29 protein-coding genes are annotated in these 26,808 nt (G+C 69.4%); 9 read left to right on the forward strand and 20 right to left on the reverse strand.

The genetic code is table 11. The features are described from left to right. Window positions 1-125 precede the first annotated feature (125 nt). A complete protein-coding gene (locus NKT36_RS10700; RefSeq protein ID WP_327051033.1) occupies window positions 126-539 on the reverse strand; it encodes an Lrp/AsnC family transcriptional regulator in 414 nt (137 codons plus the stop codon). A gap of 97 nt (window positions 540-636) precedes the next feature. On the opposite strand from NKT36_RS10700, the gene carA reads away from it, so the two are divergent. Beyond that, window positions 637-1,704 (forward strand): glutamine-hydrolyzing carbamoyl-phosphate synthase small subunit, encoded by a 1,068-nt coding sequence (carA, locus tag NKT36_RS10705; protein ID WP_327051034.1) that lies wholly within the window; start codon window positions 637-639, stop codon window positions 1,702-1,704. Between the two features lie 51 nt (window positions 1,705-1,755). Here the strand turns inward: carA and NKT36_RS10710 are convergent, their stop codons facing one another. Then, window positions 1,756-2,526 (reverse strand): NAD(P)-binding oxidoreductase, encoded by a 771-nt coding sequence (locus NKT36_RS10710; RefSeq protein ID WP_327051035.1) that lies wholly within the window; start codon window positions 2,524-2,526, stop codon window positions 1,756-1,758. Between the two features lie 157 nt (window positions 2,527-2,683). Between NKT36_RS10710 and radB the strand changes: the two genes are divergently transcribed. Beyond that, entirely contained in the window at window positions 2,684-3,382 is a 699-nt protein-coding gene (radB, locus tag NKT36_RS10715; protein ID WP_407652170.1) for a DNA repair and recombination protein RadB, read from the forward strand. Window positions 3,383-3,485: 103 nt separating this feature from the next. Beyond that, window positions 3,486-3,758, forward strand: coding sequence for a hypothetical protein (locus NKT36_RS10720; RefSeq protein WP_327051037.1), 273 nt, complete (start codon window positions 3,486-3,488; stop codon window positions 3,756-3,758). A 107-nt stretch (window positions 3,759-3,865) separates the two neighbouring features. Here the strand turns inward: NKT36_RS10720 and carB are convergent, their stop codons facing one another. Further along, window positions 3,866-7,054 carry a carbamoyl-phosphate synthase large subunit gene (carB, locus tag NKT36_RS10725; RefSeq protein ID WP_327051038.1) on the reverse strand — a complete coding sequence of 1,063 codons (3,189 nt, stop codon included), beginning with the start codon at window positions 7,052-7,054 and terminating at the stop codon, window positions 3,866-3,868. Window positions 7,055-7,224: 170 nt separating this feature from the next. Between carB and NKT36_RS10730 the strand changes: the two genes are divergently transcribed. Beyond that, window positions 7,225-7,950 (forward strand): hypothetical protein, encoded by a 726-nt coding sequence (locus NKT36_RS10730; protein WP_327051039.1) that lies wholly within the window; start codon window positions 7,225-7,227, stop codon window positions 7,948-7,950. Here the strand turns inward: NKT36_RS10730 and NKT36_RS10735 are convergent. Next, window positions 7,947-8,171 (reverse strand): hypothetical protein, encoded by a 225-nt coding sequence (locus NKT36_RS10735; RefSeq protein WP_327051041.1) that lies wholly within the window; start codon window positions 8,169-8,171, stop codon window positions 7,947-7,949. The two genes, NKT36_RS10730 and NKT36_RS10735, sit on opposite strands and share 4 nt — an antisense overlap. Window positions 8,172-8,195: 24 nt before the next feature. Beyond that, window positions 8,196-9,545 (reverse strand): nickel pincer cofactor biosynthesis protein LarC, encoded by a 1,350-nt coding sequence (gene larC, locus NKT36_RS10740; RefSeq protein WP_327051042.1) that lies wholly within the window; start codon window positions 9,543-9,545, stop codon window positions 8,196-8,198. Window positions 9,546-9,824: 279 nt separating this feature from the next. Here larC and NKT36_RS10745 point away from each other — a divergent pair, with 279 nt between their 5' ends. The 3 genes from NKT36_RS10745 to NKT36_RS10755 are packed head-to-tail and all read left to right on the forward strand — an operon-like array spanning window position 9,825 to window position 11,120. Continuing rightward, entirely contained in the window at window positions 9,825-10,070 is a 246-nt protein-coding gene (locus NKT36_RS10745; RefSeq protein WP_327051043.1) for a hypothetical protein, read from the forward strand. A gap of 23 nt (window positions 10,071-10,093) precedes the next feature. After that, the gene (tmk, locus tag NKT36_RS10750) at window positions 10,094-10,690 is read left to right on the forward strand and encodes a dTMP kinase (protein ID WP_327051044.1); all 597 of its coding nucleotides are present in this window, start codon (window positions 10,094-10,096) and stop codon (window positions 10,688-10,690) included. Between the two features lie 55 nt (window positions 10,691-10,745). Continuing rightward, on the forward strand, window positions 10,746-11,120 hold the full coding sequence (locus NKT36_RS10755; RefSeq protein WP_327051045.1) for a hypothetical protein: 375 nt from the start codon (window positions 10,746-10,748) through the stop codon (window positions 11,118-11,120). Here NKT36_RS10755 and NKT36_RS10760 read toward each other — a convergent pair. From NKT36_RS10760 to NKT36_RS10785, 6 genes are all read right to left on the reverse strand, one after another. Then, a complete protein-coding gene (locus NKT36_RS10760; RefSeq protein WP_327051046.1) occupies window positions 11,082-11,423 on the reverse strand; it encodes a hypothetical protein in 342 nt (113 codons plus the stop codon). The two genes, NKT36_RS10755 and NKT36_RS10760, sit on opposite strands and share 39 nt — an antisense overlap. A gap of 48 nt (window positions 11,424-11,471) precedes the next feature. Continuing rightward, entirely contained in the window at window positions 11,472-11,966 is a 495-nt protein-coding gene (locus NKT36_RS10765; protein WP_327051047.1) for a GNAT family N-acetyltransferase, read from the reverse strand. Window positions 11,967-12,006: 40 nt separating this feature from the next. Beyond that, the gene (locus tag NKT36_RS10770) at window positions 12,007-12,330 is read right to left on the reverse strand and encodes a DUF7126 family protein (RefSeq protein ID WP_327051048.1); all 324 of its coding nucleotides are present in this window, start codon (window positions 12,328-12,330) and stop codon (window positions 12,007-12,009) included. Further along, window positions 12,330-13,247: a glutamine-hydrolyzing GMP synthase gene (gene guaA, locus NKT36_RS10775; RefSeq protein ID WP_327051049.1), complete on the reverse strand. Its 918-nt coding sequence runs from the start codon at window positions 13,245-13,247 to the stop codon at window positions 12,330-12,332. Before guaA ends, NKT36_RS10770 begins: the two co-directional genes overlap by 1 nt. Continuing rightward, window positions 13,247-14,893 carry a glutamine hydrolyzing CTP synthase gene (gene pyrG, locus NKT36_RS10780; protein ID WP_327051050.1) on the reverse strand — a complete coding sequence of 549 codons (1,647 nt, stop codon included), beginning with the start codon at window positions 14,891-14,893 and terminating at the stop codon, window positions 13,247-13,249. The genes guaA and pyrG overlap by 1 nt, the downstream gene beginning before the upstream one ends. A gap of 125 nt (window positions 14,894-15,018) precedes the next feature. Continuing rightward, window positions 15,019-15,624, reverse strand: coding sequence for a CocE/NonD family hydrolase (locus tag NKT36_RS10785; RefSeq protein ID WP_327051051.1), 606 nt, complete (start codon window positions 15,622-15,624; stop codon window positions 15,019-15,021). 54 nt (window positions 15,625-15,678) lie between these two features. On the opposite strand from NKT36_RS10785, the gene NKT36_RS10790 reads away from it, so the two are divergent. Beyond that, entirely contained in the window at window positions 15,679-16,497 is an 819-nt protein-coding gene (locus tag NKT36_RS10790) for a PspA/IM30 family protein (protein ID WP_327051052.1), read from the forward strand. Window positions 16,498-16,753: 256 nt separating this feature from the next. Here NKT36_RS10790 and thrS read toward each other — a convergent pair whose 3' ends face one another. From thrS to NKT36_RS10805, 3 genes are all read right to left on the reverse strand, one after another. After that, window positions 16,754-18,676 carry a threonine--tRNA ligase gene (gene thrS / locus NKT36_RS10795; protein ID WP_327051053.1) on the reverse strand — a complete coding sequence of 641 codons (1,923 nt, stop codon included), beginning with the start codon at window positions 18,674-18,676 and terminating at the stop codon, window positions 16,754-16,756. 136 nt (window positions 18,677-18,812) lie between these two features. Further along, window positions 18,813-20,282 carry a sodium:solute symporter family protein gene (locus tag NKT36_RS10800; RefSeq protein ID WP_327051054.1) on the reverse strand — a complete coding sequence of 490 codons (1,470 nt, stop codon included), beginning with the start codon at window positions 20,280-20,282 and terminating at the stop codon, window positions 18,813-18,815. Continuing rightward, window positions 20,279-20,527 (reverse strand): DUF3311 domain-containing protein, encoded by a 249-nt coding sequence (locus NKT36_RS10805; protein ID WP_327051055.1) that lies wholly within the window; start codon window positions 20,525-20,527, stop codon window positions 20,279-20,281. The genes NKT36_RS10800 and NKT36_RS10805 overlap by 4 nt, the downstream gene beginning before the upstream one ends. A 289-nt stretch (window positions 20,528-20,816) precedes the next feature. Here NKT36_RS10805 and dnaG point away from each other — a divergent pair, with 289 nt between their 5' ends. Further along, complete coding sequence (gene dnaG, locus NKT36_RS10810) at window positions 20,817-22,202, forward strand: DNA primase DnaG (protein WP_327051056.1); 1,386 nt, start codon at window positions 20,817-20,819, stop codon at window positions 22,200-22,202. Here the strand turns inward: dnaG and NKT36_RS10815 are convergent. The 6 genes from NKT36_RS10815 to hemA all read right to left on the reverse strand — a co-directional run bounded on the left by NKT36_RS10815 (window position 22,199) and on the right by hemA (window position 26,736). Next, window positions 22,199-22,615 carry a GNAT family N-acetyltransferase gene (locus tag NKT36_RS10815; protein WP_327051057.1) on the reverse strand — a complete coding sequence of 139 codons (417 nt, stop codon included), beginning with the start codon at window positions 22,613-22,615 and terminating at the stop codon, window positions 22,199-22,201. The genes dnaG and NKT36_RS10815 overlap by 4 nt on opposite strands. Further along, window positions 22,615-23,925, reverse strand: coding sequence for a DUF92 domain-containing protein (locus NKT36_RS10820; RefSeq protein ID WP_327051058.1), 1,311 nt, complete (start codon window positions 23,923-23,925; stop codon window positions 22,615-22,617). Before NKT36_RS10820 ends, NKT36_RS10815 begins: the two co-directional genes overlap by 1 nt. Window positions 23,926-24,021: 96 nt before the next feature. Then, entirely contained in the window at window positions 24,022-24,597 is a 576-nt protein-coding gene (locus NKT36_RS10825; RefSeq protein ID WP_327051059.1) for an NUDIX hydrolase, read from the reverse strand. Between the two features lie 134 nt (window positions 24,598-24,731). Beyond that, the gene (lwrS, locus tag NKT36_RS10830) at window positions 24,732-25,103 is read right to left on the reverse strand and encodes an LWR-salt protein (RefSeq protein WP_327051060.1); all 372 of its coding nucleotides are present in this window, start codon (window positions 25,101-25,103) and stop codon (window positions 24,732-24,734) included. After that, entirely contained in the window at window positions 25,103-25,378 is a 276-nt protein-coding gene (locus tag NKT36_RS10835) for a 4a-hydroxytetrahydrobiopterin dehydratase (RefSeq protein WP_327051061.1), read from the reverse strand. Before NKT36_RS10835 ends, lwrS begins: the two co-directional genes overlap by 1 nt. A gap of 44 nt (window positions 25,379-25,422) precedes the next feature. Next, complete coding sequence (gene hemA, locus NKT36_RS10840) at window positions 25,423-26,736, reverse strand: glutamyl-tRNA reductase (protein ID WP_327051062.1); 1,314 nt, start codon at window positions 26,734-26,736, stop codon at window positions 25,423-25,425. Between the last annotated feature and the right edge of the window lie 72 nt (window positions 26,737-26,808).

Raw genomic sequence — 26,808 nt, forward strand, 5'->3', positions numbered from 1 at the left:
CCTCTTTCGAGATTCGAACTTCTTCTACGTCATCGACAACGACCCCGATCTGCTGTACTGACGGCGCTTCCTCCGGGGTTCGTCCCCTCTTTCGAGATTCGAACTTCTTCTACGAAGGTCGTCGCCTAGCCGCGCCGCTCGTCGAGGATGAGTCGCGTCTTCGTCTCGATGACCTCGTCCAGCTCCCGGGCGCGCGTGATGAGTTCGTTGACGCCCTGGGTGTCGGCGGCGTCGACGACGAGCACGATGTCGTCCTCGCCGGAGACCTGCCAGACGAAGTCGACCTGCTCCCACTCGGCGAGCCGGTCGGACATCGTCGTCGTGTTCACGGCGACGTCCACGCCGATCTCGATCATCGCCTTCACGTTGCCGGTCCGGGTGGCGACGGTAAACCGCTCGATGACGCCGTCCTCGGTCATCCGTTCGACGCGGTTCCGGACCGTCCCCTCCGAGGTGCCGACCTCGTCGGCGATCTCGGTGTAGGGCATCCTGGCGTCGCGTCGCAGGAGATCCAGTATCTGACGGTCGAGTGCGTCCATGCCGGTGGTTGCGGCCGGTGGAACTTGGCTGTTACGAATATCGTAACATCGCTTCGAAAGCAAGGTTTATGATGCCGGCTTTCATATGAATCTCGTAATGGCTGGTGCCTACGTCGCACTGGAGGGCGGCCGCGTCGTCGAAGCGCGCTGTCGTGCTCCGGGTACAGGCCGTGGAGAACTGGTATTCACTACAGCGTACACGGGCTACGAGGAGAGCCTGACGGACCCCTCCTACGAGGAGCAGGTACTCACGTTCTCGTACCCCCTCATCGGCAACTACGGCGTCCGAGAGGAGCGCTTCGAGAGCGACCGCGTGCATCCCACCGCGGTCGTCGCGCGCGAGCTGACCGACGACGTCGCCGAGTGGCTCGACGAGGAGGACGTCCCCGCCGTGGACCACCTCGACACGCGCGACCTCGTCGGCGGCATCCGCGAGGAAGGGGCGATGAAGTGCGGTATCGCCGCCGGCCCCGACGCCACGCCCGAGGACGCGCTCGCCGAACTGGAGGCGTGTCCGGGCATGAGCGACCACGAGAACATCGGCGCGCAGGTCAGCGTCGCAGAACCCGAGGTCCACAACGCCGACGCCGACGGCGCCGACGTGGCGCTCGTCGACTGCGGCGCGAAGGGCAGCATCGTCGAGTCGCTGGTCGACCGCGACGCGACCGTGCACGTCCTGCCCCACGACGCCACGCCCGCCGACATCGAGGAGGTCGACCCCGACCTCCTGTTCGTTTCGAACGGCCCCGGCGACCCTGCGAATTTCGAAGCGACCCAGGCGCTGGTCGAGACCTACGCCGGCGACGTCCCGCTGGCGGGCATCTGTCTCGGCCAGCAGATCATCGCCCGCGCGCTCGGCGGCACCACCGAGAAGATGGACTTCGGCCACCGTGGCGTCAACCAGCCCGTCCGCGACCTGGAGACGAACCGGGTCGTCATGACGACCCAGAATCACGGGTACACCGTCGCCGACACCGGCGAACTCGACGTCACGCAGGTCAACGTCAACGACGACACCGCCGAAGGACTGGAGAGCGACGAACTCGACGTCATCACGCGCCAGTACCACCCCGAGGCCAACCCCGGCCCGCACGACACCCTCGACTTCTTCGACGACGTCCTCGACATGACCGGCCCCCGTCGACGACTCGTCTCCGCGGACTAGCTAGTCCCCCTCACCAGCCGATTTCTACCGCTCTCCCAGCGGTTTCGCTCGTCACTCCCCCGCCGTCTCGCCTGCTGACTCCGCTGGCGACTCGCCGTTCGACTCCTCGACCGCGATGGACGTCTCGGTCGGCGAACGCCAGTCGAGTTCGACGAGGCCGCGCGCCCGTCCGCGCAGGCCGTCGCGGCTCACCACCTCGAAGGTGCGGTTCTCGCTCTCGGGCGTGAACGGCGCGGCGACCATCAGCCGCGCCACGTCCGCCCGAGGGATGGAGCCCGAGACGGTCGCGCCGCCCTCGCCGACGAGCACGTCGCCCGTCGGCGGTGCGTCGGTCAGTCCGCCGGGACGGAGTATCGTGTGTGAGACTCCGGACGTGCGGAGCGCGGCCTCAGCCCTGTTTTTCGCCTGGAGCACGCGCCGGATGACCAGTCGGAACGGCGTCGGCATCTGCTCGCGGGAGTCGCCGACGCCGAGCGAACTCTCCATGACGAACCGCTCAACGTCGGCGGCGACGGCGGCGTTGACCAGGTTCTCGACGCCCTCGCCGTCCACGAGGTCGCCGACGAGCATCCGCCGCGCGGACTGGGTCCCGACCGCGCAGAGGACGGCGTCGCAGCCGGCGACGGCGCGCGCGGCGTCGTCTCGGTCGAGGAGGTCACCGACGACGACCTCGTCGGCACCCCGTTCGTTGAGGTCGCGCTCCTTCTCGGGCGAGTGGGTCAGCGCCCGCACCTCCAGGTCCGCGTCGGCGAGCAGGTCGAGTATCTCGCTGCCGGTGCCGCCGCTGGCGCCCGCCACGAGGATCCGTTCGATGTCGGTCATGGCCCGTGGCGACGACGCCCGGGAGTAAATGCCTCGCGGCCGACGCCCCCTGCCCTCGCCGGGCCGATGACGGCCCTGCCACGGCCGCCGTCCCGGGATTCAAGCGTCGTCGGGGCGAATCCGGAGGCTTTTGCCCCGGAGGTTCCAAGAGTCGCCCGTGACTGACGCCGAGAAGATTTCGACCGGGTGCCGGCCCATCGACGACCTGCTCGGTGGCGGCTTCGAGCGCGGGACCGTCACGCAGGTGTACGGCCCGCCCGCCGCGGGCAAGACGAACGTCGCGCTCGGCGCCGCCGTCGAGGCGGCGAGCGAGGGCGGCACCGTGGTGTACATCGACACTGAGGGGCTGTCCGTCGAGCGGTTCGAACAGGTCGCCGACGCGCGGGCCGAGGACGTCGACGACGTCGCCTCCCGCATCATCATCAAGGAGGCGTACGACTTCGAGGAGCAGGAGGAGGCGGTCCGCGACGTCTCGGAGTTCGCCGAGCGCGCCGACCTCGTCGTCCTCGACAGCGCGACCGGGTTCTACCGCCTCGAACGCGCCGCCGACGAGTCCGGCGGCGAGTCGCTCCGGAAGGTCGCCAGCGAGGTGACCCACCTGCTCTCGCTCGCCCGCAAGCACGACATCGCCGTCGTGCTCACGAACCAGGTGTACACCGACCCCGACTCCGACGGGACCCGCCCGCTCGGCGGCCACACCCTCGAACACTGGACCGGCGTCGTGCTCCGCGTGGACCGCTTCCGCGGCGGCAAGCGCCGGGCCACCCTGGAGAAACACCGCTCGAAGCCGGCCGGCGAGCGCGCACAGTTCCGCATCACCGACGCCGGCATCGAGGGCGGCGACGACGCCGTCTGAACCGTCCGGCCGGTCCCCGCGAACCTTCTCGGTCCCTCGCCGTCTCGCCCCGATTATTTCTCGCCAGCAAAACAAAGATAAAGGCGCGCTCCGAACGACGACCATGGGAAAGTCCGTCTTCAGCAGCTCCAACGCGCTGACGTACACGGAGGTCCACGCAGCGATCATCGGCGTCGTCGTGGGCGTTCTCGCGGGGTACGCTCGCGTCGTCGGGTACGAGACCGTCGCCGTCGGTGGCGGCGTCGTCTTCGTCGCGCTCGCGCTCGGCCTGGGCGCACGCGGCGAACTGCCGGCAGCCCAGACGACGCTGCGCCGCGAACCCTGGTACGGGCTCGCGGCGTTCCTCGTCGGCGGCGCGCTCGTCACGGTGCTGTGACCGCTCGTGCGTCGTCGAGCAGTTCACCGCGTCCGTCGCGACGGTGAGCGGCGTCGCTGGCGCGTCGCGGTGCGAGCGAGGAAGAAGCCGAGAAGTCCGCTAGTCCGCTAGCCCCACCGCTCGTCGTTCTTCGGCCGGTCGTCGACCGACTCGACGGCGAGCGGCTCGTCGCGCGCGGCGAGCGCCTCCAGTGCGGCCTCGGAGGAGGGAACGGTCGAGTAGTACGGCAGTTCCTCCTCGATGGCCATCCGAAGGGCGTCCGGGTCGTCGCTGACCAGCAGGTCGAGGTCGCCGTTCTTCACCGCCTCGGCGGTGTCGTCGAACTCGCGGACCTCGTAGTACTCGCTGAAGCCGTCGACGGGGAGTTCGACGGCGGCGACGCCGCCCTCGGGGAGCGGGTTGTCGGCGGCCGACTGGGCCTTCTCGTAGGCCTTGCCGAACGTCTCGGCGGTGCCCATCACCTCGCCGGTGGACTTCATCTCGGGGCCGAGACGCGGGTCGCTGTCCGGCAGGCGGTCGAACGGCAGCACGACCTCCTTGACGCTGAACTGTTCGGGCACCTGCTCGTCGACGTCGAGGTCGTCGAGCGACTCGCCGGCCATCACCTTCGCCGCGAGCTTGGCGATGGGGACGCCGGTCGCCTTCGAGACGAACGGGACGGTGCGCGACGAGCGGGGGTTCGCCTCGAGGACGTACACGTCGCCGTCCTTGACGGCCAGTTGAACGTTCAGGAGGCCGACGGTGTCGAGCGCGGTCGCGATGTCCTCGGTCACCTCGCGCACCCGGGCGAGTTCGTCGTCGGTCAGGCCGCGCGGCGGGATGACGCAGGCCGAGTCGCCGGAGTGGATGCCGGCGCTCTCGACGTGCTCCATCACGCCGCCGACGACGGCGCGCTCGCCGTCGCTCACGGCGTCGACGTCGAGTTCGACGGCGTCCGCCAGGAACTCGTCCACGAGGATGGGCTTGTCCGGGGAGACGCGGACGGCCTCCTCGATGTACTGGCAGAGCTCGTCGTCGTCGTGGACGACGTCCATCGCGCGCCCGCCGAGGACGTAGGAGGGGCGCACGAGCACGGGGTAGCCGATGTCGTGGGCCAGTTCGAGCGCCTCCGCCTCGCTGGTCGCGCTGCCGCCTTCGGGCTGTTCGATGCCGAGGTCGTCCATCAGGCGGTTGAAGCGGTCGCGGTCCTCCGCGAGGTCCATCGCGTCGACGGTCGTGCCGAGGATCTCGCAGTCGAGGCCGCGCCGGTCGAGTTCGGTCTCCAGCGGGTGGCCGATGTCGACGGAGGTCTGGCCGCCGAACTGGACCATCACGCCGTCGGCGTTCGTCGCCTCGACGACGTCGGCGACCTCCTCGGCGGTGATGGGCTCGAAGAACAGGCCGTCGCTGGTGTCGTAGTCCGTCGACACCGTCTCGGGGTTGTTGTTCACGACGTGGGTCTCGATGCCCATGTCGCGCAGGGCGCGCACCGCGTGGACGGTGCAGTAGTCGAACTCGACGCCCTGTCCGATGCGGATGGGGCCGCCGCCGACGATGACGACGCTCTCGACGTCCGTGTTCACGCGGAGTTCGTCGCGCCCGCCGAAATCGGTCTCCAGCGCCGAGCGCGCGGAGTAGTAGTACGGCGTCGAGGCGGCGAACTCGCCCGCACAGGTGTCGACCTGCTTGAACGAGCGGTCGGGCGCGCTCGCCTCCACGTCGCCGACGAGGTCGCCGTCCGCAGCGCCCGTGCTGTGGGACGCTATCGGCGTCTCGCCGCCCTCGGCGCCGGCCATCGCGGCGACCTCCCGGTTCGTGAACCCGGTTTCGGCGGCGGCTCCGAACTCGCCCTCGGCAGCGGCCTCCGCGGCCTCGGCGACGTTCTGGTAGCGCTCGACGTACCACTCCTCGATGCCGGTGAGGTCGACGACCTCCTCGACGGTGTAGCCGCGGTCGAACGCCTCGAACATCGCGTACGGGCGGTTCGGCGTCGGCCGTTCGAGGTACGCCGTCTCCAGTTCCTCGTCGCTCACGGTCGCCCAGTCGACGTCGGGGTCGTACTCCGAGGAGCGAAGCGCCTTCAGCAGGCTCTCCTCGAAGGTGCGGCCGATGGCCATCGCCTCGCCGGTCGACTTCATCGCGGTGCCGAGTTCGAACTCCGTCTCGGGGAACTTCTCGTTCGGCCAGCGCGGCACCTTCGTGACCACGTAGTCGATGGCTGGTTCGAAGGCGGCGGTCGTCTCGCCGGTGATCTCGTTCTCGATCTCGTGGAGGCGCTTGCCGAGCGCGACCTTCGCGGTGACGCGGGCGATGGGGTAGCCGGTCGCCTTCGACGCCAGTGCCGAGGAGCGGGAGACGCGCGGGTTCACCTCGACGACGCGGTACTCGCCGCCGGGCGTGCCGTCGTCGCGCCAGGCGAACTGGATGTTACAGCCGCCCTGGATGCCGAGGTCGCGGATGACCTTCAGCGCCGCGTCGCGCATCTCCTGGTGGCCGTCGTCGGGGATGACCTGCGACGGCGTGACGACCGTCGACTCCCCGGTGTGGATGCCCATCGGGTCGATGTTCTCCATGTTGCAGATGATGATGCAGGAGTCGTCGGCGTCCCGCATGACCTCGTACTCCAGTTCGACCCAGCCCGCGATGGACTCGGTGATGAGCACCTCGTCGTTGCGCGAGAGGCGCAGGCCCTTGCGGACGCGGTCGAGGAGTTCCTCCATCTCGTGGACGACGCCGGACCCGGACCCGCCGAGGGTGTAGGTGGTGCGGGCGATGACCGGCAGGCCGCCCACCTCGTCGACGGCGGCCTCGACGCGTTCGCGGAGGTCGGCTTCGGTCATCTCCGTCGCCGACTCGTCCTCGTCGAGGGTGATGGTGGTCGAGCGCGCGACGGGCTGGCCGAGGTCGCGCATCCGCTGGCGGAACAGGTCGCGGTCCTCGGTCGCGTAGATGGTGTCCAGCGGCGTCCCCATGATGTCGACGTCGTACTCGTCGAGGACGCCCTCCTCGGAGAGCTCGGCGGTGACGTTCAGCCCCGTCTGCCCGCCGAGGCCGGCGATGACGCCGTCTGGACGTTCCTTCCGGATGATCTCGGCGATGGCGTCCGTGGTGATGGGCTCGATGTACACCTCGTCGGCCATCTCCGGGTCGGTCATGATGGTCGCCGGGTTCGAGTTCACCAGGACGACCCGCGCCCCTTCCTCCTGGAGCGCGCGGCAGGCCTGCGCGCCCGAGTAGTCGAACTCCGCGGCCTGTCCGATCTGTATCGGTCCGCTCCCGATGAGTAGAATCGTGCGGTCCTCGGCTTCCTCACTCATGGCTCGTTGTCAACACCGAGTTCGTACATCGTAATAAGCTCCACGAAAGATTACGAGTAGCGAAATCGAGTTTCGAAATTCGGAAATCCGGGCGAGCGCCGCGGAGACCGCGCCCAGCGACACTCGCGGTGACCGTGGCGGCTTTGTAGCCCCCTTTCCTACGTCTCGTCGTGACCGTCGTCGTCGCCACCGAGGACTTCGAGCTGTACCACGGGGTCGTCAACGAGCTGCGGGACCGCGGCGTCGACTTCACCACCGTCGAACCCGGCGACGACGTGCCCGACCGCGCACGCGTGGTCGTCACCGCACCGGACGACGAGGTGACGACCGACCGCGACGTCGTCGTCGCCGACCCCGAGCACCCGCGCCGCGCCGTCGAGGAGGCGCTCGCGCTGCTCCGTAGCGGCGAGGGCCGGACCGTCGTCGGCGTCGACCCCGGGACGCGTCCGGGCATCGCCGTCCTCTCCGGCGACGTCGTGACGGCGGCGTTCCACGTCCCGCTGGAGGACGCCGTCGAGACCGTCCGCGCGGAGGTGGCCGACGCCGTTGACCCCGTCGTCCGCGTCGGCGATGGCGCGCGCCTCCAGGGCGCACAGATAGTCGAGAACCTGGAGGACGTCCCGGTCGAACTGATCGACGAGACGGGGACGACGCCGTACCTCGGTACCGGCGCGCGCGGGATGGGCGACGTGCTCGCAGCGGTGAACATCGCGCGGCTCTCCGGCGAGGTCGTCGAGGAGCGCGACGTCGAGCCGACGGCGGGCGAACTGACCGCCATCAAGCGCCGGTCACGCCAGCGCTCGGCGGACAACCGCGAGATAGACGAGGACCTCGCCCGCCGCGTCGCCGCCGGCGAGTTGACCGTCGACGAGGCGCTGGACGAGCACCGAAGCTAGAGTTCGACGAGGACGGTGTACCGGTGGTCGTCGTCGACGGGACACTGCAGGTGCTCCTCCTTGACGATGGTCCCCGAGAACAGTTGCTTTCCCACCTTCTGGAGCGTATTCAGTTCGACGTGGCCCTTCTCGCGGGCGATGACCTCGCCCTCCGGGTCGGTCTCGAACTCGCCCATCCCGTCGCAGCCGTCGTAGGGGCACTGCACGCGAACGAGGACCATGCGTCCGGTTGGTTCCGTCGTCGGTTATAGGTTCTCCCTGGCGCGGGCCTCCGCGTGGCGCATCACCTCGCGCACCGGAACCGCCGTCTCCTGCGCCACCGCGAGCGCGTCGTCGAACTCCGCGCTCACGTCGAACACCGTCCCGTCCGCCGTGCTCGCGACCTTCACGTCCACGTCGCGCTCCTCGCCGCCGACCGCGACTGTCGCGGTCCGGACCTCGCGCTCGGCGATCCAGCGGTGGGACGCGCCCGTCTCACGGACGCCCAGCGTCCCCGTCTCCTCGGCGAGGCGTTGCGCGACGCGCTCGGCGTCCTCGGGCCTGGCCACCACCTTCACGAGATGCCCCGGCCGCGACTTCTTCATCGTCGTCGGCACGATGGAGACGTCCCGCGCGCCTGCGTCCGCGAGCGTCTCCTGCAGCCCGCCGAGCACCTCCGGCGGCGCGTCGTCCAGGTTGGTCTCCAGGACCGTCACGTCGTCGCGGACCAGCCCCCCTTCTCCGTCGCCGACGAGCACCCGCAGGACGTTCGGATGCTCGGCGAAGTCGTACCCGCCCGCGCCGTACCCCGACGCTTCGACGTCGAGGCCCGGAAGCGTCTCGACGCCGTCGGCGAAGTGCGCCAGTATCGCAGCGCCGGTCGGGGTCAGCAGTTCCGCCTCGACGGGCCCGCCGTCGAGCGACCAGTCCGCGCCCTGCGCGATCTCGACCACCGCCGGGGCCGGGACGGGGTAGATGCCGTGGCTCATCTCGACCGCGCCGCCGCCGGTCGAGAGCGGCGTCGTCACGACGCGCTCGACGCCGAGGTCGTCGAGCAGCAGCGCCGCCCCGACCACGTCCGCGATGGCGTCGTCGGCCCCGACCTCGTGGAAGTGCGTCGATTCGAGGTCGGTGTCGTGGACGCTCGCCTCCGCCCGCCCGAGTATCTCGAAGACCGCCTTCGCGTCGGCCTCGACGCTAGCGTCGAGGTCCATCGATTCGACCAGTTCGACCACCTCGCGGTACGTCCGCTGGGGCCCGGCCCCCTCCGCGTGGTCGTGGTGGTGGTCGTGGCTGTGCGAATGGTCGTCGTGCTCGTGCTCGTGGCCGTGGCTATGCGAGTGACCGTGCTCGTGGTCGTGCTCGCCGTCGGAGTGACTGTGGTCGTGCTCGTCGCCACCGTCATCCGTAGTTGCGTCGCCGTCCTCACGGTCCAGCAACACCGTCACGCTGGTCGACGCGATGCCGTTCTTGACGACGTTCTCGGTGGCGTACTCCACCCCGAGCGCGTCCTCGACTGGCGCGAGCGCGGCCGGGTCCGCGCCCGCGTCGAGCAACGCGGCAAGAATCATGTCCCCGCTGGCCCCCATCCGTCCGTCGAACGCGAGAGTTCTCATGGTCGTACCGGGGTCGCCGAGCGCGAAAAACCCCACGAAGCTGGCGGTTGTGGGCCTGAACGTGGTCGCGTGCTGTGATTCCAGATGGGAGTGTTTGAGTCGCGTAGTACTCCACTTGGCCGGTCGTTACTACCTCGAACGCCCATGGCGGTTCCGGTCGAGGGCAGTCCTCCCGGAACCGCCAGCCCCTTTCAGTCTCGCCTGCGTAGCTCGTCCGGCCAGCCGAAACGGGTGGGACTGAAAGGGGCCGCGTGTTGGGCGAACCCGGGCGACGTCGTCGTGAGCGAAGCGAACGACGGCTCGGCGAGCTCGCTCGCCATTGCAAGCACCGCAGCCGCCGGAGGCGGCGAGGAGCGCAGCGAGACCTGGGAGCCCAACACGCGGGGGCTTTCGAGGTTCCTATCACCCTCGCTGTTCGCTCGGATGCGAGTCGTCACGGTTGCTGTTCCCTCGAACGAGAGCTATCGCCACTCCCTCGACCACCTCTCCAGGTCCTCCCCGAACGCAGAACGCGGGAGGTTTTAAGCGCGGGGACGAACTCCGCGAGTATGCTCATCACGCTGGAGGGTCTGGACGGCAGCGGGAAGACGACCGTCTGGGAGGTGCTCCGCGAGGAGTACGACGACGCGGTGTTCACCCGCGAGCCGACCGACTCGTGGTACGGCGAGGCGGTCGAACGCTCCATCCAGGACGACGACGCCGACGCCGTCGCCGAACTGTTCCTCTACACCGCCGACCACGCAGCCCACCTCGCCGACACCGTCGAACCCGCGCTGGAGTCGGGGAAGCTCGTCGTCTCCGACCGCTTCTCCGACTCCCGGTACGCCTACCAGGCCGTCAGCCTGGAGGGCGTCGTCCCGCGCCCGATGGAGTACATCATGGGCGTCCACCGGCCGTGGACCCGCAAGCCCGACTGCACCATCTACCTCGACGTCGACCCCGAGACGGCCGCGGCCCGCAGCGGCGCGACCAACAAGTTCGAGCAGGCCGGCTTCCTCGCGCAGGTGCGGGCGAACTACGAGCGCCTCATCGACGCGGAACCGGGGCGGTTCGTCCGCGTCGACGCCACCCAGTCCCCCGAGGCGGTCGTCGAAGGCGTCCTCGACGTCGTCGAGCGCGTCACCGACGAGCACGACGACGGATAGCCAACACCTGCCTGCGGACGAGCCACCTTTGTCAATCGGTCCCGTACGCTAGTCTATGGCGGACGACGACGGCGACGACGGCCTCGGGTTCACCCTCCCGCCGCTCCGACTGCCGGCGTTCACGCTGCCCGACCACCTCGGGTTCGCGTTCCCCCGGACGCCGGAGAAGCGCGCCCCGGTCCGCGTCGACGCCCGTACCGTGTTCGTCGCCGCGCTGGCGTTCGACCTCCTCGACGCGCTGGTGGTGCTCCTCGCCGGTGCGGCAGTCCCGTGGCCGCGCGCGTTCGTCGGCACGCTCGCGCTCGCGCCGCTGGTCGGCCCGGTCGCACTGGCGTACGCCTGGGAGGCCGTCGCCGCGACGGCCGGCCTGCCGTGGCTGGCGGTCGCGCCGTCAGCGACGTTGCTGGTCCTCGCGCGCCTGTTCCGGTAGCTCCATCTCGTCCGGTGGCGGCATCCAGAAGAGGTCGATGGAGATGCCGAGGGTGAAGGGAAGCACCCAGACGAGGATGAGCACGGTGCCGCGGTCGCCGAGGCCACTGCCGCCGAGGCCGACCGCGCCGCTCAGCACGAGCGTCGTCGCCACGTACACGAGCGGCATCAGCAGGAGCGTGTAGACGACCGCGCCCCAGCGCGTCGAGAGCCGCATCCGGAAGAACCGCACGGTGACCGCGGTGATCACCGTGTTCACGAGGATGATGAACAGGAACCCGAACGCGGTGGCGGCCGAAATCATGTCCGGACGTAGGAAGGCCGGACTCTTTTGCGTACCGGAACGGCCGTGCTACGACTCGTCGCCGACGCGGAGGAACATCCCGCGCGACGCCGGCGCGGTGTACGCGAAGCCGAACCGTTCGTAGAACCCCTCGACGTCTGCCATCAGGTTCACGTACGCGCTATCGGGTGCGTTCTCGTCGAGGTACGTCAGCAGTCGCTCCATCATCCGCGAGCCGAGACCCTGGCGCTGGTGGTCGGGGTGGACCGCCATGTCGCAGACGTGGTAGACGCTGCCGCCGTCGCCGACGATGCGGGCCATGCCGACGACCCTCTCCTCGGTGTCGGTGTCTTCGGACTGTGCCTCCGCCGTTCGGGCGTCCGCTGCTCGGTCGTCGCCTCGGCCACCGTCGCCGTCCGGCCGGTGGACGACCGTCACGGCGAAAAGGGAGTTCGGCAGGCCGCGCTCGACGGCCTTCGGGCTCCGGGATGCCATGTCGGCGGCGTCTCGGAGCGCGACGAACCGCTCCGGCGTCGGCGGTTCGTCGCGGAGTTCGTAGGGCATGGACGAGCGTCGTGCCCGTCCGGACGTAGTTCTGTCCGTTCTACTCGGCGACGAGTTCCTCGGCGACCGTCGCGGGGGCGAGCAGGTTCGGGTCGAGGATGAGGTCGGCCTGCCCGCGAGCGAACTCGGGGATGGTGTCCTCGTCGTAGACGACGACCTTCACGGCGTCGTTGACGTCCTTGGCGACGGGGATGGCGGTCGCCTGGGTGACGTCCGTGAGGACGAACAGGTCGGCGTCGTGGATGCCGCCCTCCTCCAGCGCGGGTCGGGAGGCGACGCCGTCGACGCGGGTCGTCTCGACGCCTTCCGATTCGAGCGCGTCGCCCAGTCCGTCGTCGTCGGGGCCGGCGATGACTGCGCGCATCACTCGTACTCGATGGTCGCCGGGGGCTTATGCGTCACGTCGTAGACGACGCGCGCGACGTTCTCGTTCTGGCCGGTGATGCGCGACTGGATGCGCTGGAGCGTCTCCCAGTCGAGTTCCTGGGCGCGGGCGGTCATGCCGTCGCGCGACTCGACCGAACGGACGGCGACGACGTGGCCGTGAACGCGGTTGTCGCCCTTGACGCCCGTCGCCTTGCCGAGGACGGCGGCGAACGCCTGCCAGGGGTCGTACTCCTCCAGTTCCTCCTCGACGACGTGGGTCGCGTCGCGCGCGACCGCCACCTTCTCGGGGGTCACCTCGCCGATGACGCGGACCGCGAGCCCGGGCCCGGGGAACGGCATGCGCTCGGCGATGATCTCCTCGAGGCCGAGCGCCCGGGCGACCTCCCGGACCTCGTCCTTGTACAGGTCGCGGACGGGTTCGACGATGCCGTCGAAGTCGACCGCGTCGGGGAGTCCGCCGACGTTGTGGTGGGACTTGATGTTGCCCTCGCTCTCGATGCGGTCGGGGTAGATGGTCCCCTGGACGAGGTACTTCGCGTCGGACTCGGTCGCCTCGCGCTCGAACTCGCGGATGAACTGCTCGCCGATGACGTGGCGCTTCTCCTCGGGGTCGGTGACGCCTTCGAGCGCGTCGAAGAACCGCTCCTCGGCGTCGACGACGCGCAGCGAACTCATGTAGGAGAAGGTCTTTCGGATCTGGTCCGTCTCGCCCTTCCGCATCAGGCCCGTGTCGACGTACACCGGCGTCAGCTGGTCGCCGATGGCCTTGTAGGCGAGCGCGGCCGCGACCGAGGAGTCGACGCCGCCCGAGAGCGCGATGATGGCGTGCTCGTCGCCGACCTCCTTGCGGATCTCGCTGACCGCCTCCTCGATGAACTTGCCAGTTTCGACCATCAGGCCTCCACCTCCTCGCGCTGCTCGGCCGTCGCAAGCACGCTCTCCAGCAGGCCGACGAACGGCGGACTCGCCCGGCCGGGCCGCGAGCGGAACTCGGGGTGGAACTGCGTGCCGATGAAGTAGGGGTGGTCCTCCAGTTCGAGTATCTCCATCCGGTTGCCCGAGTGGCCGGAGAAGACGAGGTCCTCGCCCTCGAACGCGTCGAAGTACTCGGGGTTGACCTCGTAGCGGTGGCGGTGGCGCTCGGTGCAGGAGGTCGCGCCGTACACCTCCTCGGCGAGCGTCCCGGGTTCGATTGCCGTCTCGTGGGCGCCCAGGCGCATCGTCCCGCCCATGTCCTCGACCTCGTACTGCTCGGGGAGGATGTCGATGACGGGATGTTCGGCGTCGGGGGCGACCTCCGCGGAGTGAGCGCCCTCCAGGCCGAGCACGTTGCGCGCGTACTCGATGACGGCCATCTGGAAGCCGAGACAGAGGCCGAGGAACGGCACGTCGTTCTCGCGGGCGTAGCGGACGGCTTCGATCTTGCCGTCGAGGCCGCGACTGCCGAACCCGCCGGGGACGACGATGCCGTCGGCCTCCTCCAGGCGGCGTTCGTGCGCCTCGGTCATCTCGTCGCTGTCGACCCAGAGGACGTTCACGTCGACGTTCTTCTCCAGACCGGCGTGCTTCAGCGCCTCGTGGATGGAGAGGTAGGCGTCCTCCAGCGCGTACTTGCCCACGAGCGCGACGTCGACCTCGCCGGTCGTCTCCTGGGTGACGAGCTCGCGCCACTCGTTGTCGCGCTCGCTCTCCGGGAGCGCCCGGTCGGCGAGGTCGAGGCGGTGCATCACGTACTCGTCGAGGCCCTCCTCCTCGACGAGCAGCGGGACGTGGTAGATGTCCTCGACGTCCGGGTTCGAGAAGACGGCGTCGGTCGAGACGTCGCAGAACAGCGCGATCTTCTCCTTCGTCTTCGGTTCGAGACGGTCGTCACAGCGTCCGACGAGGACGTCGGGCTGGAGGCCGATGCTCCGCAGTTCCTTCACGGAGTGCTGGGTCGGCTTCGTCTTCTGCTCGCCGTTCTTCGAGTAGGGGACGAGCGTGACGTGGGTCAGCAGGAAGTCGTCGTCGTCCTGCTCGTGGGCGAACTGGCGCAGCGCCTCGAGGAACGGCATCCCCTCGATGTCGCCGACGGTGCCGCCGACCTCGACGATGCAGACGTCGTGGCCCTCGGCGGCCTCGCGGATGCGGCGCTTGATCTCGTTGGTGACGTGCGGGATGATTTGGACCGTCTTCCCGAGGTAGTCGCCGGCGCGCTCCTTCTCGATGACGTGCTTGTACGCCTTCCCCGTGGTGACGTTGTGGTCGAAGGTCATGTCCTCGTCGAGGAATCGCTCGTAGTTCCCCAGGTCGAGGTCGACCTCGCCGCCGTCCTTCAGCACGTACACCTCGCCGTGCTGGTAGGGATTCATGGTCCCGGCGTCCACGTTCAGGTACGGGTCTATCTTCACTGCGGTCACGTCGAAGCCGGCGTTCGAGAGCAGTCGGCCGGTGCTGGCGGCCGTGATGCCCTTCCCGAGCCCCGACATGACGCCCCCAGTGACGAAAATGAACTTGTTCCCCAGAGTGGGGTCGTAGTCCGTCTCTGGTTCGGTCGGCATACCGATTGTCTGCGAGCGGTGGTGAAAACGGTTTCGGACCCCCGGTTCTCCGCCAGGGAGTAGCACGGCTGCGTCGGCCTCCTCGCCGGCGGTTTCGCGGCCCGCTCCGCCCCCGTTCGTCGCCGTCACCCGAGTCGTTCGACGAGGAACTCCCCCACCTCGGCGGCCACCTTCTCCTCCTGGCCGACGAAGAAGTGGTCGGCGCTGAACTCCACGACCGTCCGGCCCTGCTCGCGGGCGGCCTCGACGAGCGGCTCCCAGCCCGCCGTGTCGTCGCGGGTGCCGTACAGCACCACCAGGGGCGCCTCGACGTCCGCCAGCGCCGCGGCCGCGTCGAGGTCCTCGGTGAGCCGCGAGGCGGGCGCGAGCAGGCCGACGGCGTCCGGTTGCGGGTCGAGGGTGGCGGCCGCCAGCGTCGCCACCCCGCCGCCGAAGCTGAACCCGAAGAGGCCGACACGGTCGTAGCGTTCGCGCGCCCAGCGGACGGCGTTGCGGGCGTCCTCCCGTTCGCCGTACCCCTCGTCCCAGTCGCCGTAGTCGAACCGCAGGCAGGCGACCCCGCGCTCGGTGAGGTACTTCCCGAGCGCGACGAGCCGCCGGTCCGTGCGGCTCCCGCCGAACTCCGGGTGTGGCGGGCAGGCGACGACGACGGCGTCGGTCTCCTCGTCTGGCGAGTCGAGCGTCGCGCGGACGTCCCGTGCGCCGGGGACGACGACTTCCTTCGACGTCATGTCCGGCTGTTAGCGTGGTGAGGATTTTAAGTATCGGGTACTGAATGTAGCTGTATGGGAGTGCTTTCACGGCTGTCGTACGTCATCCGGTCGAAGGTCAACGCGGCCCTCAATCGCGCCGAAGACCCCACAGAGACGCTCGATTACTCCTACGAGCAGATGCGCGACGAACTGCAGGACGTCAAGCAGGGCATCGCCGACCTCACGACCCAGAAGAAGCGCCTCGAGATCCAGAAGCGCCGACTGGAGGAGAACGTCGAGAAACACAACGACCAGGCCCGGGAGGCCATCAAGCAGGACCGCGAGGACCTCGCCCGGCAGGCGCTGGAGAAGAAGAAACAGAAGATGACCCAGATAGAGGACCTGGAGGGGCAGATCGCCCAGCTCCAGAGCACGCAGGACGAACTCGTCGACAAGAAGGACGAGCTGAAGAACCGCATCGAGGAGTTCCGCACGAAGAAAGAGAGCATGAAGGCGCGCTACGAGGCCGCCGAGGCCAACACCCGCGTCTCCGAGGCGATGACGGGCGTCGGCGACGAGATGGAGAACGTCGGCCGCGCCATCGAGCGGGCCGAGGAGCGCACCGACGACATGGAGGCGCGCGCCGAGGCGATGGACGAACTCCAGGACGAGGGCGCGTTCGAGGACGCCATGTCGGACAAGGACCAGCTCGACCGCGAACTCGAGGAGATGCGGACCAGCGGCGAGGTCGACTCCGAGCTGGAGACGCTGAAGGCCGAGATGGGCGTCGAGGAGGAGACCGAGACCGAGACGGAGGACGTCTCGCTCGAGGACGTCGACGCCGGCAGTTCGTCGAGCGACGAGATCGACGAGGAGCTCGAGGAGCTGAGAGAGGACGAGGAGAGCTCCTGACCCCGACCGCCGCCTCCCAGGCCGCCCGCCTCGCTCGTCGGCTCGCCCTCCCGCTCGACGGTCGGGCGTTCCGCCGACCGCGACCGGAGCACTGACTCTGTCCTCCCCGCCCGCTCGCCTTTCCGCTGTTCGCTGGCTGTTCTCCTCCTTCGGCACGCGCTACACCGACGAGGCCGCCGTCAGCTGGCCCGGAGACCGGTGACTGCTCGACGGGGAACGGCGATAGAAATCGGTCCGGGACGGCGGCCCGCCGTGCTCAGGCGAGGAAGTCGGGGTCGGTCCGCTTCTCGTCGCGCTCGCTCACGAGGTGGTCGCGGAACGTCTCGACGGCGACGTCCTTGGTCTCGCGCTCCTTGCGGTCGCGGACCGAGATGGTGCCGCTCTCCTCCTCGTCGTCGCCGACGACGATCATGTAGGGGACGCGGTCGTCGTGGGCCTGCTGGATCTTCCGGCCGACGGTCCACGAGCGGTCCTCGACCTCGACGCGGAAGCCGTCGAGGTCGTTTGCGACCCGGTGGGCGTACCCGAGGTTGTCGTCGCTGACGGGGAGAACGCGCACCTGCTCGGGCGCGAGCCAGAGCGGGAACTTCCCGTCGAAGTGCTCGATGAGCACCATGAAGAAGCGCTCGTAGCTGCCGTACAGCGCGCGGTGGATCATCACCGGGCGCTCCTCCTCGTTCGCCTCGGTGACGTAGCTCAGATCGAAGCGCTCGGGCATGTTGAAGTCGAGCTGGACGGTCGGACCGTCCCACTTGCGCCCGAGGGCGTCCTCGAAGGCGAAGTCGATCTTCGGGCCGTAGAACGCGCCGTCGCCCTCCTCGACCTCGTACTCCATCCCGGACTCCTCCAGGACGGACTCGAGCTGGGACTCGGCTTTCTCCCATATCTCGTCGCTACCGACGGACTTCTCGGGGCGGGTCGCCAGCGCCACCTCGTAGTCGAGGTCGAACGTCTCCAGCACCTGGAAGATCATCTCCATGATGGTGTCGACCTCGGCGCGGATGCCCTCCGGCCGGACGAACAGGTGGCCGTCGTCGATGGTGAACGCCCAGACGCGCGAGAGTCCGGAGAGCTCGCCGCGCTGCTCTTTCCGGTAGACCTTCCCGTCCTCGAAGTACCGCACGGGGAGGTCGCGGTAGCTCCACGAGCCCTGGTCGAAGATGGTGGCGTGGCCCGGGCAGTTCATCGGCTTGAGGCCGTACTCCTCGTCGTTGACGTCGAGGAGGAACATGTCGTCGCGGTAGTTGTCGTAGTGGCCGCTCTGCTTCCACAGCTCCGTGCGGAACAGGTGCGGCGTCTCGACGGGTTCGTAGCCGGCGTCGAGGTTGAGCTCTTCGACGTACGACGACAGCTCGTCGAGGATGCGCTTGCCGTTGGGGTGGTACAGCGGCAGCCCGGGCCCGGTGACGTCGGGGATGGAGAACAGGTCGAGCTCCTGGCCGAGGCGGCGGTGGTCGCGCTCCTGGGCCTTCCGGCGCTGTTCGAGATACTCCTCCAGCGCGCCCTGCGTGGGGAAGGCGGTGCCGTAGACGCGGGTCAGCGTGTCGTTGTCCTCGTCGCCGCGCCAGTAGGCCGCCGACGTCTCCAGCAGCGCGAAGCCGCCGATCTCGCCCGTCGAGTCGACGTGCGGGCCCTGGCAGAGGTCCTCGAACTCGCCCTGTTCGTAGAAGGAGACGGACTCCTCGCCGGCCGCCTCGGTCTCCAGGACGTCCCGCTTGTAGGGGTTGTCCTCGTACACCTCGAACGCCTCCTCGCGCGGGCGCTCGAACCGCTCGACGTCGAGGTCCTCCTCGATGATGTCTCGTGCCTCGTCCTCGATGGCGTCGAGGTCGTCCTGGTCGAGGTCGACGCCGGTGACGTCGTAGTAGAAGCCGTCGTCGGTCCACGGACCGATGGCGAGCTTCGCCTCGGGGTACAGCCGCTGGAGCGCCTGCGCGAACACGTGGGCCGCCGAGTGGCGGAGCACGTCGAGGTACTCGTCGCTCTGGTCGGTGACGATGACGAGTTCGCAGTCGTCGTCCAGCGGGGTCGCCTTGTCGACGAGGTCGCCGTCGACGACGCCCGCGACGGTGTCCTCGCCGAGGCCGGGTCCGATCTCGTACGCCACGTCCTCGACCGTCGCCCCTTCCTCCACGTGGAGTTCGGAGCCGTCCGGGAGCGTGACAACGATGTCGCTCATGGGCGGATTACGCGCCACGCGCCAGATAAGTGTGTTGAGACGCCGGCGGAACGGCGGTGAACTGTCGAACGGGCGAGAGAACCCGCCGCCTCCGCGCGTGGGAACGCGCCGTCAGTCAGCGCGATGGAACCCGCCGTCAGTCAGCGCGGAGGTTCGCGTACAGCGTCGTCTCCTCCTCCGGCGCGGCCGAGGTGACCGCGGAGACGCCGACCGTGAGAACGAGGCCCAGGACCATCCCGACGACCGACGCGAGCCAGCCGCCGTAGGAGGCGGGCACCTGCGGCAGGAAGACGCTGGCGAGGTAGAACGTCTGGCTGCCGACGACGCCGGCGAACATGCCGGCCCGGGTCGTGCCGGTCCAGTAGAGCGCGACGACGACCGGCAGTGCGAGCTGGGCGAACCCGCCGAACGCGGTGGAGCCGATGTCGACGAGCGTGCCAGGCGAGTAGAGGCTGGCGACGAACGCCGCGACTGCGAAGACGGCGACGCCGATGCGCCCGAGCACGTCCTCGCGGCGGTCGCTGGCGTCGGCGTTGACGAACGGGCGGTAGAGGTCGCGCGTGAAGTACGACGACCCCGAGAGCAGCATCGAGTCGGAGGAGGACATCATCGCGGCCATCGCGCCCGCGACGACCAGTGCCGCGAACCAGCCAGGCGTGTACTCGTTCAGCAGGATGGGGAGCACGTTGGCGTTGTCGGGCACGTCGATGGGGAGTCCGCGCGCCCACGCGCCGAGCATGAACGCGGGGACGAACAGGAGGACGACGAGCACGGGCCACAGCGAGAAGGTGCGCTGGAGCACCTTCTTCGAACGCGCGACGAAGAAGCGCTGGTTCACCTGCGGGAACATGGCGACGCCGAACGCGATGCCGATCGCCTGCGAGAGCATCCACTGCGGCGAGTAGGTGCCGCCGCCGAGCGCGAGGAACTCGCCGTCGACGCCGGCGAGGTTGGCGGTCGCGGCCTCGGCACCGCCGAGTTCTGCGAGCACCCAGAGCACGGCGGCCCAGACCATGACGAGCATGAACGCGCCCTGGAGCGTGTCGGTCCACGCGATGCCGCGCATCCCCGCGAGCACGACGTAGGCGATCATGAACACCGTCACTAGCCCAGCGCCGGCGGCGTAGGGGAGCTCGCCGCCGGTCAGCGCGGCCAGCGCGGTGCCGGCCCCGACCTGCTGGAGCATGACGTACGGGAACAGCCAGAAGAGGCTGATGGCGGCGACCAGCCCGCGCAGCAGCGGCGAGCCGAAGCGGTCGCCGAGCATCTCGCCCAGCGTCACGTAGCCGTGCTCGCGCCCGAGCAGCCACTGCTTGTAGCCGACGACGTACCAGAGGATGGCGAAGACGACGCCGTCCATCAGCCCCATCACGAGAATCCACTCCGGCCCGGCCGCGTAGGAGAGGTTCGGCCCGCCGAAGAAGGTGAACGCCGACAGCAGCGTGGCGAACGTCGTGAACAGCAGGACGACGGTCCCCAGCGTTCGACTCGCGAGGTAGTAGTCCTCGGCGCTGCGCTCGGTCAGCCGGTACGCCAGCAGCCCCACGACGAGCGCCACGACGAGGTAGCCGCCGACGATGGCGAGCTGGAGGCCCGTCTGGCTCACGCGCGACCACCCTCCGTTGCGGAGCGGTCACCCGCGGACCGGCCGCCCTCGACGCCGACGCCCCAGGCCCGGCGGGCGAACGTCCGGAAGGCGAGCGCGACGACGCCCATCCAGCCGACGTGCCACCACAGCCAGACCGGGAGGCCGAAGACCACCGCAGACGACCCCCAGAGGAACCAGGGGATCGACAGCACTGCGAGTGCGACGAACGCGGTCGCCCATGCGTAGGATTCGAAGCTGGCCATTATGATTCGAACGTTCGACTGAATCCCGTTAAAATTGTTGATTGGGTCCAAAGGAGGGTTTCGAAGAAGATTATTCTTCATAGCCCGTCGACGACAGCGCTCCGCCGACTGCGGACCGCCGCTGACCGACGCGCTCGCCCCCGAACTGGCGGATTCGTCGCGTTCGGGGCCGCCGGAAAGAATCCCGGTGACGACAGCTATTTGGGTGCTGGAGCGCCAAGCATACACGAAAATTCCATGGCGCAGTTCATGGACACGCCACGCCCCCGACAGGGGGAGTTCACCACTCATGGACGATACAGCGAAATACCTCATTCACGCCGACATCACCGCCGACGGGGTGGTAGAGCGGAGTGACGTCGTCGGGGCCATCTTCGGACAGACGGAGGGGCTGCTCGGCGACGACCTCGACCTGCGGGACCTCCAGCAGTCCTCGAAGGTCGGTCGCATCGACGTCAGCGTCGACAGCGAGAACGGCCAGTCGTTCGGACACGTCACCATCGCCAGCAGTCTCGACAAGGTCGAGACGGCCATCCTCGCCGCCGCGCTGGAGACCATCCGGCGCGTCGGCCCGTGCCGCGCCCGCGTCAGCATCGCTAGCATCGAAGACGTCCGCGCCGCCAAGCGCCGCCAGGTCGTCGAGCGCGCGAAGGAACTGCTGTCGTCGTCGTTCGACGACAGCGTGATGACGAGCGACGAGATCCTGGAGGAGGTGCGCCAGAGCATCCGCGTCGAGGACATCGTCGAGTACGAGGGGCTGCCGGCCGGCCCGAACGCCGCCGACAGCGACGCCATCATCGTCGTCGAGGGCCGGGCGGACGTGCTGACCCTGCTCCGGTACGGCGTCAAGAACGCCATCGCGGTCGAGGGAACGAACGTCCCCGACGCCGTCGCCGACCTCACGCAGGAGCGCACGACCACCGTGTTCCTCGACGACGACCGCGGCGGCGACCTCATCCAGAAGGAACTCGACCAGGTCGCGGACGTCGACCACGTCGCCGTCGCGCCGGCCGGCAAGTCGGTCGAGGACCTCTCGCGCGACGAGGTGATGTCCGCGCTCCGCGACAAGCGCCCCTACGAGTCGTTCGTCGAGGGCGAGGTCGCGGCCGCGACCGACGGGAGCACGTTCCCCGCGCCGGAGCGCGACGACGCGTCCGTCACCGAGTCACCGCCGGACCCCGTCGTCCCCGACGACGAGTCGGGGAACCAGGCCGGCGGTGACGAGCCGGACCCGACCGCCGCGGCGTCGTCCGCCGCGACCACGTCCGCGAGCGAGACGGCCGAATCGTCTGCCGACGCGGCGGCGTCCGCGTCGTCGCCGGGCGACGAGACGACGACTGGAGCGTCGACCGACGACGCGGACGCCGAACCGACCGACGACAGCCCCCTGACCCTCCGCGGTCACGTCGACGGGGTCGTCGGCGACGGGACGGGGACGGTCAGGCTGCTCGACGACGAGTTCGCGGTCGTCGCCGAAGCGCCCGCCGACGAGGCGTTCGACGCCATCGAAGGCGCTGCGACGGCCCCCGAAGCGGTCGTCCTCGACGGTCCGCTCGACCAGCGCGTCCTCGACGTGGCCGCCCAGCGCGGCGTCGACCAGGTCGTCGCTCGCGAGGAGGGGGAGTTCGTCAAGAAACCGACGAACGTCCGCGTCGTGACCGCCGACCGCTTCTAGAGGTCCCGACCCAGCACGAGCGCGTCCGCGCCGTCGGCGTAGTAGTTCTCCTCGCGGTCGCGTTCCTCGAAGCCGAGCGACGCGTACAGCGCCCGCGCCGCGTCGGCGTCGGGCCGCACTGAGAGCGTCACCCGCGAACAGCCTCGTCTCCGGAGGCGGTCGAACGCGGCGGTCAGGAGCCGTCGTGCGCGACCCTCCCGTCGGTGAGCGGGTTCGACGACGAGTTCGGCGACGTAGCCCGCGTCGCCGTCCGCGAGGACGAGCGCGTAGCCGACCGGCGTCCCCGCCGCGGTCGAGACGAGCACGAGCGGCGGACCGTCGACGGCGTACTCAAGGAGCTGCGGCGTCGGTTCCGGGAGGAACTCGCGGAGGCGCTGCAGGCGCGGCAGGTCGTCGGCGGTCGCCTCGCGCATCACGGCAGGCCCACCAGCAGTGCGAGCGCGGCCCCGAGGATGGCCCCCGAGAGCGTGGCGAGGAAGTTGACGGTCTGGTTGCCGACCGTCTCTCCTTCGACGGTCGCGCCGAGGAGACTGTCGACGGTCATCCCGCCGACGCCGGCCAGGGCGACGACCGCGCCGCCGAGGACGCCGACCGCCTCGAACAGCGCGACGGCGATGACGGCGACGAAGGAAGCGCCGGCCGCGCCCGCGAGTTCACCCTGCCAGGTCACGCCGCCGTCGGTGCCGGGTTCGACCGGTTCGAGCGTCGTGATGAGCCGCGGGTCGTCGAAGACGCCGCCGATCTCGCTGGAGAGGGTGTCGCTCATCGCGGTGGCGATGCTGCCCGCGAACGCGAACAGGAAGACGCCGCCGTCGACGGGCAGGTGCGTGCGCGCGGCGAACGCCAGCACTGCGACCAGCGCCACCGCGGCGTTCCCGAGCACGTTCCCGCCACCGCGCGCGCCCTCGTTCGCCTCGGCGACGCCGTTCTCGCGCTTCTGGTCGTAGCGGAACTTCGTCGAGAGGCCGCCGAGGGCGAAAAAGGAGATGAGGACGGCGAACCACGGGTAGCCGCCGAGGACGATGGTCAACAGTGCGAGCAGGACGCCGGTCAGCATGCCGGTCACGGAGGCGGTGTCGAGCGCCCACGAGAGGTAGCCGAACCCGACCGTGACCGCGATGGCGATGGCGATCTCCGAGGGGGTCACGTCGACGGCCAGCGACGTGAACAGCCACAGCAGCAGCGCGACCGAGAACAGCACGAGCGGATCGTCGCGCTCGAAGAGGACCGAGCGCAGCAGCGCCGCCAGGAGCGCACCGCTGGCGGCGAGGAAGACGACCTCCGGACCGTCGACGGTGCTCACCCCCTCGAGGGTCGGGACGATCACCTGTGCGGCGGTCGCTGCCAGGAAGCCGCCGACGGCGAACGCGGCCGTGGCGCCGATGGCCGACGTCGTCCGCTGGCGGGCGACCTGCTCGGTGAGGTTGCCGTACGCGAGCAGGACGACCGTCGCCGCGAACACCTGGACCGGGAGGTCGACGAGCATGACGAGCATCGCGAGTCCGGCCGTGGCGAACGAGAAGGCGGCCAGCCCGCGCAGGCGTCGCTCCTGTCGGTCGCTGGGTCGTGCGAAGAGTTCGAACAGCGGCCCGTCGTCGACGACGAGCGCGAGCGCACCGAGCGCTGCGAAGAGGGCGGCGACGCCCTCGACCAGCAGCGGCGCAGCGAGCGCGAGCGTCCCGACCCCGGCGAACGCGGCCGCCCGCCGAACACTCCCTTTCACGTTACTGGCCGTTTTCGGGACGTACACTTAACGTTCCCGAAGACGCGGGGTCCCCAGGGAAGCGGACCGGCCGACGGACGGCCGGCGGTGTTCTCCTCACTCGAAGTCACGGCGCATCGCGATCTCGAACCACGGGCAGAGCCGCAGTTGCCGGTACCACTCGGGGTGCTCGTGCAGGCGCTCGTAGGGCACCCACATCAGGCCGGCGACCTCCTCCTCGTCGGGGTCGAGGCTCGTGTCCTCGAGGCTGATCTTCAGCACCGCACAGACCTCGTGTTCGAGCCCCTCGTTCGGGTAGTGACGCCGGTACTCGAAGCGGTCGGTCAGTTCGATCTCGTCGTACTGGTCCGGCGTGATGCCGAGTTCCTCCTCGAGGCGCTGGCGCGTCGCCTCGACCTGGGTCTGGCCCTTGACGGGGTGGGAGGCGACGGTGCCGTCCCAGTAGGTGTCCCACAGGCGCTTGTCGGGGCTGCGCTGGGCCAGCAGGATGTTGCCGTCGCCGTCGAAGACGAGCGACGTGAACGCGCGGTGGCGGACGCCGTCGCCGGTGTGGGCTTCGAGCCGGTTGACGGTCCCCTGCTCGTTGTCCTCGGCGTCGACCGCGACGACGTGCTGTTCCGCGTTCTCGTGCAGTGCGTCCTCGGTGGACCCGGAGGCCTCGTCTGCGCTCATGCCCGTACAGACGGTTGCTTCGTTTCAAAGTCTCTTCGGAACACCACGGGCGCATCCGCGATGCAGCTATCGCGGTCGTCCCACTGTCCGCTGCGTCGTCCCGGCGTCCGCTCCCGTCGCCACCGCGGCCGCCGTCAGTCCTGTACCTCGACGGAGCTCCCGAGGTACTTCGAGATAACCTCGGACACGGAGTCCGCCTTGAACTCGTCGAGGTCCGCGCGGATCGCGTCCTTCAGCGCGTCGAGGTACGCTTCGTCCGTCTCGAACGCGCGGTACTCGACGCTCGTCGCGGGGACGCCGAGCGCGTCCGACGTCAGCCGCCGGAAGTGCTGCTCGTCGCCGAGTTCGCCGCGCCAGAGGTTGTCGCGGAAGAACAGCCACCCCTCCTCGCCGGGCGGGTCCGCCGACCGCGAGAGACGCGTCTCGAACTCCGCGGGCTCGACCGCGACGCCGTCGACTGCCGGGTCGAGGCGGAACCGGACGGCGAAGACGTACCGGGCGTCCATCAGCGAACGTCGTCGAACCGCTCGGCCAGTTCGACGTCCCGGTCGGTGATGCCGCCCGCCTCGTGGCTGGTCAGGCGGACCTCGACCTCGTCGTACCGGACGACCATCTCGGGGTGGTGGAACTCCTCGTCGGCTATCTCGCCGACCTCGGAGGCGAACGCGACCCCCTCGAGGTAGTCGTCGAACTCGTAGACGCGGACGATCTCGTCGCCGTCGCGCTCCCAGTCGGCCGGCAGGCGGTCGTCGATCTCCTCGTTCGAGAGCAGGTCTGCCATACGCCGACCGACGTCGCCCGGGAAAATAAAGCTCGTTGCCGGCGCTAGTCGTCGGCGGTGGCGTCGTCGGACGCCTCGGTGACGAACGGCGGGAGCTCCTCCTCCTCCTCGTCGAACGCCGGGTTGAACAGGCGGAGCGCGGTGTTGATGGTCGTCCAGTCGTCGTCGCCGGCGGCGTCGCGGAGGCTCTTGGTCGGCGGCGCGAGCAGCTGGGAGACCAGCGCGTCGGCCATCGACTCCACGACGGCCCGCTGCTCGTCGTTGAGGTCGCCGTGGGCGTCCAGCCGCGAGAGCGCGGTGTCGAGTTCCCGCTCCTTGACGCGCTCGGCACCCTCGTACATCGCGGCGATGACCTCGTCGGCGCGCTTGCGCTTGTACTGCTGCAGCAGGTGGTCGAACTCCCGGTCGACCATCGCCTCCACGGACTCGGCCGCGGCGCGGCGGTGTGCGCGCGTCTCGTTGGTCACCGACTCCAGCGCCGCCATGTCGTGGACGGTCACGTCCTCCTTGGCCGCGGCCGCCGGCGAGACGTCGCGTGGCTGGGCGATGTCGACGACCAGCGTCTCCCCCGCCTCGTCGAGCGTCTCGGCGTCGACGACGTGGGCGTCGCTCCCGGTCGCCGTCACGACGATGTCCGCGCGTGCGACCCACTGGTCGAGCGCCGTCAGTCCCACGGCGCGGGCGTCGCCGAGTTCGACCGCCCCTGCGAGCGCCTCGGCGCTAGCGACCGAGCGGTTGGCGACGACGAGCGTCGCGACGTCTGCCTCGGCGAGCGCGTGGGCTGCGACGGTGCCCATCTCGCCGGCACCGACGACGAGCGCCGTCGCGTCCGCGAGGTCGCGCTCCGTGGCGGCGAGTTCGACGGCGGCACTCCCGATGGAGACGACGCCCTCGTTGATGGCCGTCTCCGCGCGTGCCCGCTCGCCGACGTGGATGGCCTTCGTCACCGCCTCGTCGAGCACGGGACCGATGGCGTCGGCCTCGCGGGCGTCCTGGTACGCATCGCGAACCTGGCCGATGATCTGGTCCTCGCCGATGACGATCGATTCGAGTCCCGCCGCGACCCGGAGCATGTGGCGGAGGCTCTCCTCGTGGCCCATCTCGACCACGCCGTGCCCGCCGACGTCGGGCGCGAACTCGGCGAGGACGGCCCGACCGGTCTCCGGCGCGTCCGTGACGACGTACGCTTCGAAGCGGTTGCACGTCTGCAGCGCGTACGCCTCGTGGACGCCGGACTCGTCCGCGAGTCGCTCGACGACGTCGCTCTGGTCGGCGTGGCAGGCTCGCGCCACGTCGTCGAGGCTAGCGCGGTCGTGAGAGATACGAACCCCCGAGATGACGCCGATGCCGGCGGTCACGGGTTTCCCCCTCGGGTGAGCGTTGTCGTTCGATTCATCGCAGACCATCCGGGTGGTTATTATCGGAAGCTT

The sequence above is a fragment of the Halomicrococcus gelatinilyticus genome (assembly GCA_024227995.1).
GTDB lineage: Archaea > Halobacteriota > Halobacteria > Halobacteriales > Haladaptataceae > Halomicrococcus > Halomicrococcus gelatinilyticus.

Coding starts and splice junctions, on each gene's coding strand:
- tmk (WP_327051044.1), top strand. CDS start 10,094: ATGCTCATCACGCTGGAGGGTCTGGACGGCAGCGGGAAGACGACCGTC.
- NKT36_RS10790 (WP_327051052.1), top strand. CDS start 15,679: ATGGGAGTGCTTTCACGGCTGTCGTACGTCATCCGGTCGAAGGTCAAC.
- NKT36_RS10825 (WP_327051059.1), bottom strand. CDS start 24,597: ATGAGCGCAGACGAGGCCTCCGGGTCCACCGAGGACGCACTGCACGAG.
- NKT36_RS10835 (WP_327051061.1), bottom strand. CDS start 25,378: ATGGCAGACCTGCTCTCGAACGAGGAGATCGACGACCGCCTGCCGGCC.
- carB (WP_327051038.1), bottom strand. CDS start 7,054: ATGAGTGAGGAAGCCGAGGACCGCACGATTCTACTCATCGGGAGCGGA.
- thrS (WP_327051053.1), bottom strand. CDS start 18,676: ATGAGCGACATCGTTGTCACGCTCCCGGACGGCTCCGAACTCCACGTG.
- pyrG (WP_327051050.1), bottom strand. CDS start 14,893: ATGCCGACCGAACCAGAGACGGACTACGACCCCACTCTGGGGAACAAG.
- NKT36_RS10710 (WP_327051035.1), bottom strand. CDS start 2,526: ATGACCGACATCGAACGGATCCTCGTGGCGGGCGCCAGCGGCGGCACC.
- carA (WP_327051034.1), top strand. CDS start 637: ATGGCTGGTGCCTACGTCGCACTGGAGGGCGGCCGCGTCGTCGAAGCG.
- NKT36_RS10755 (WP_327051045.1), top strand. CDS start 10,746: ATGGCGGACGACGACGGCGACGACGGCCTCGGGTTCACCCTCCCGCCG.
- NKT36_RS10765 (WP_327051047.1), bottom strand. CDS start 11,966: ATGCCCTACGAACTCCGCGACGAACCGCCGACGCCGGAGCGGTTCGTC.
- larC (WP_327051042.1), bottom strand. CDS start 9,545: ATGAGAACTCTCGCGTTCGACGGACGGATGGGGGCCAGCGGGGACATG.
- NKT36_RS10700 (WP_327051033.1), bottom strand. CDS start 539: ATGGACGCACTCGACCGTCAGATACTGGATCTCCTGCGACGCGACGCC.
- NKT36_RS10785 (WP_327051051.1), bottom strand. CDS start 15,624: ATGACGTCGAAGGAAGTCGTCGTCCCCGGCGCACGGGACGTCCGCGCG.
- NKT36_RS10805 (WP_327051055.1), bottom strand. CDS start 20,527: ATGGCCAGCTTCGAATCCTACGCATGGGCGACCGCGTTCGTCGCACTC.
- NKT36_RS10815 (WP_327051057.1), bottom strand. CDS start 22,615: ATGCGCGAGGCGACCGCCGACGACCTGCCGCGCCTGCAGCGCCTCCGC.
- NKT36_RS10720 (WP_327051037.1), top strand. CDS start 3,486: ATGGGAAAGTCCGTCTTCAGCAGCTCCAACGCGCTGACGTACACGGAG.
- NKT36_RS10760 (WP_327051046.1), bottom strand. CDS start 11,423: ATGATTTCGGCCGCCACCGCGTTCGGGTTCCTGTTCATCATCCTCGTG.
- NKT36_RS10770 (WP_327051048.1), bottom strand. CDS start 12,330: ATGCGCGCAGTCATCGCCGGCCCCGACGACGACGGACTGGGCGACGCG.
- lwrS (WP_327051060.1), bottom strand. CDS start 25,103: ATGGACGCCCGGTACGTCTTCGCCGTCCGGTTCCGCCTCGACCCGGCA.
- NKT36_RS10735 (WP_327051041.1), bottom strand. CDS start 8,171: ATGGTCCTCGTTCGCGTGCAGTGCCCCTACGACGGCTGCGACGGGATG.
- dnaG (WP_327051056.1), top strand. CDS start 20,817: ATGGACGATACAGCGAAATACCTCATTCACGCCGACATCACCGCCGAC.
- guaA (WP_327051049.1), bottom strand. CDS start 13,247: ATGGTCGAAACTGGCAAGTTCATCGAGGAGGCGGTCAGCGAGATCCGC.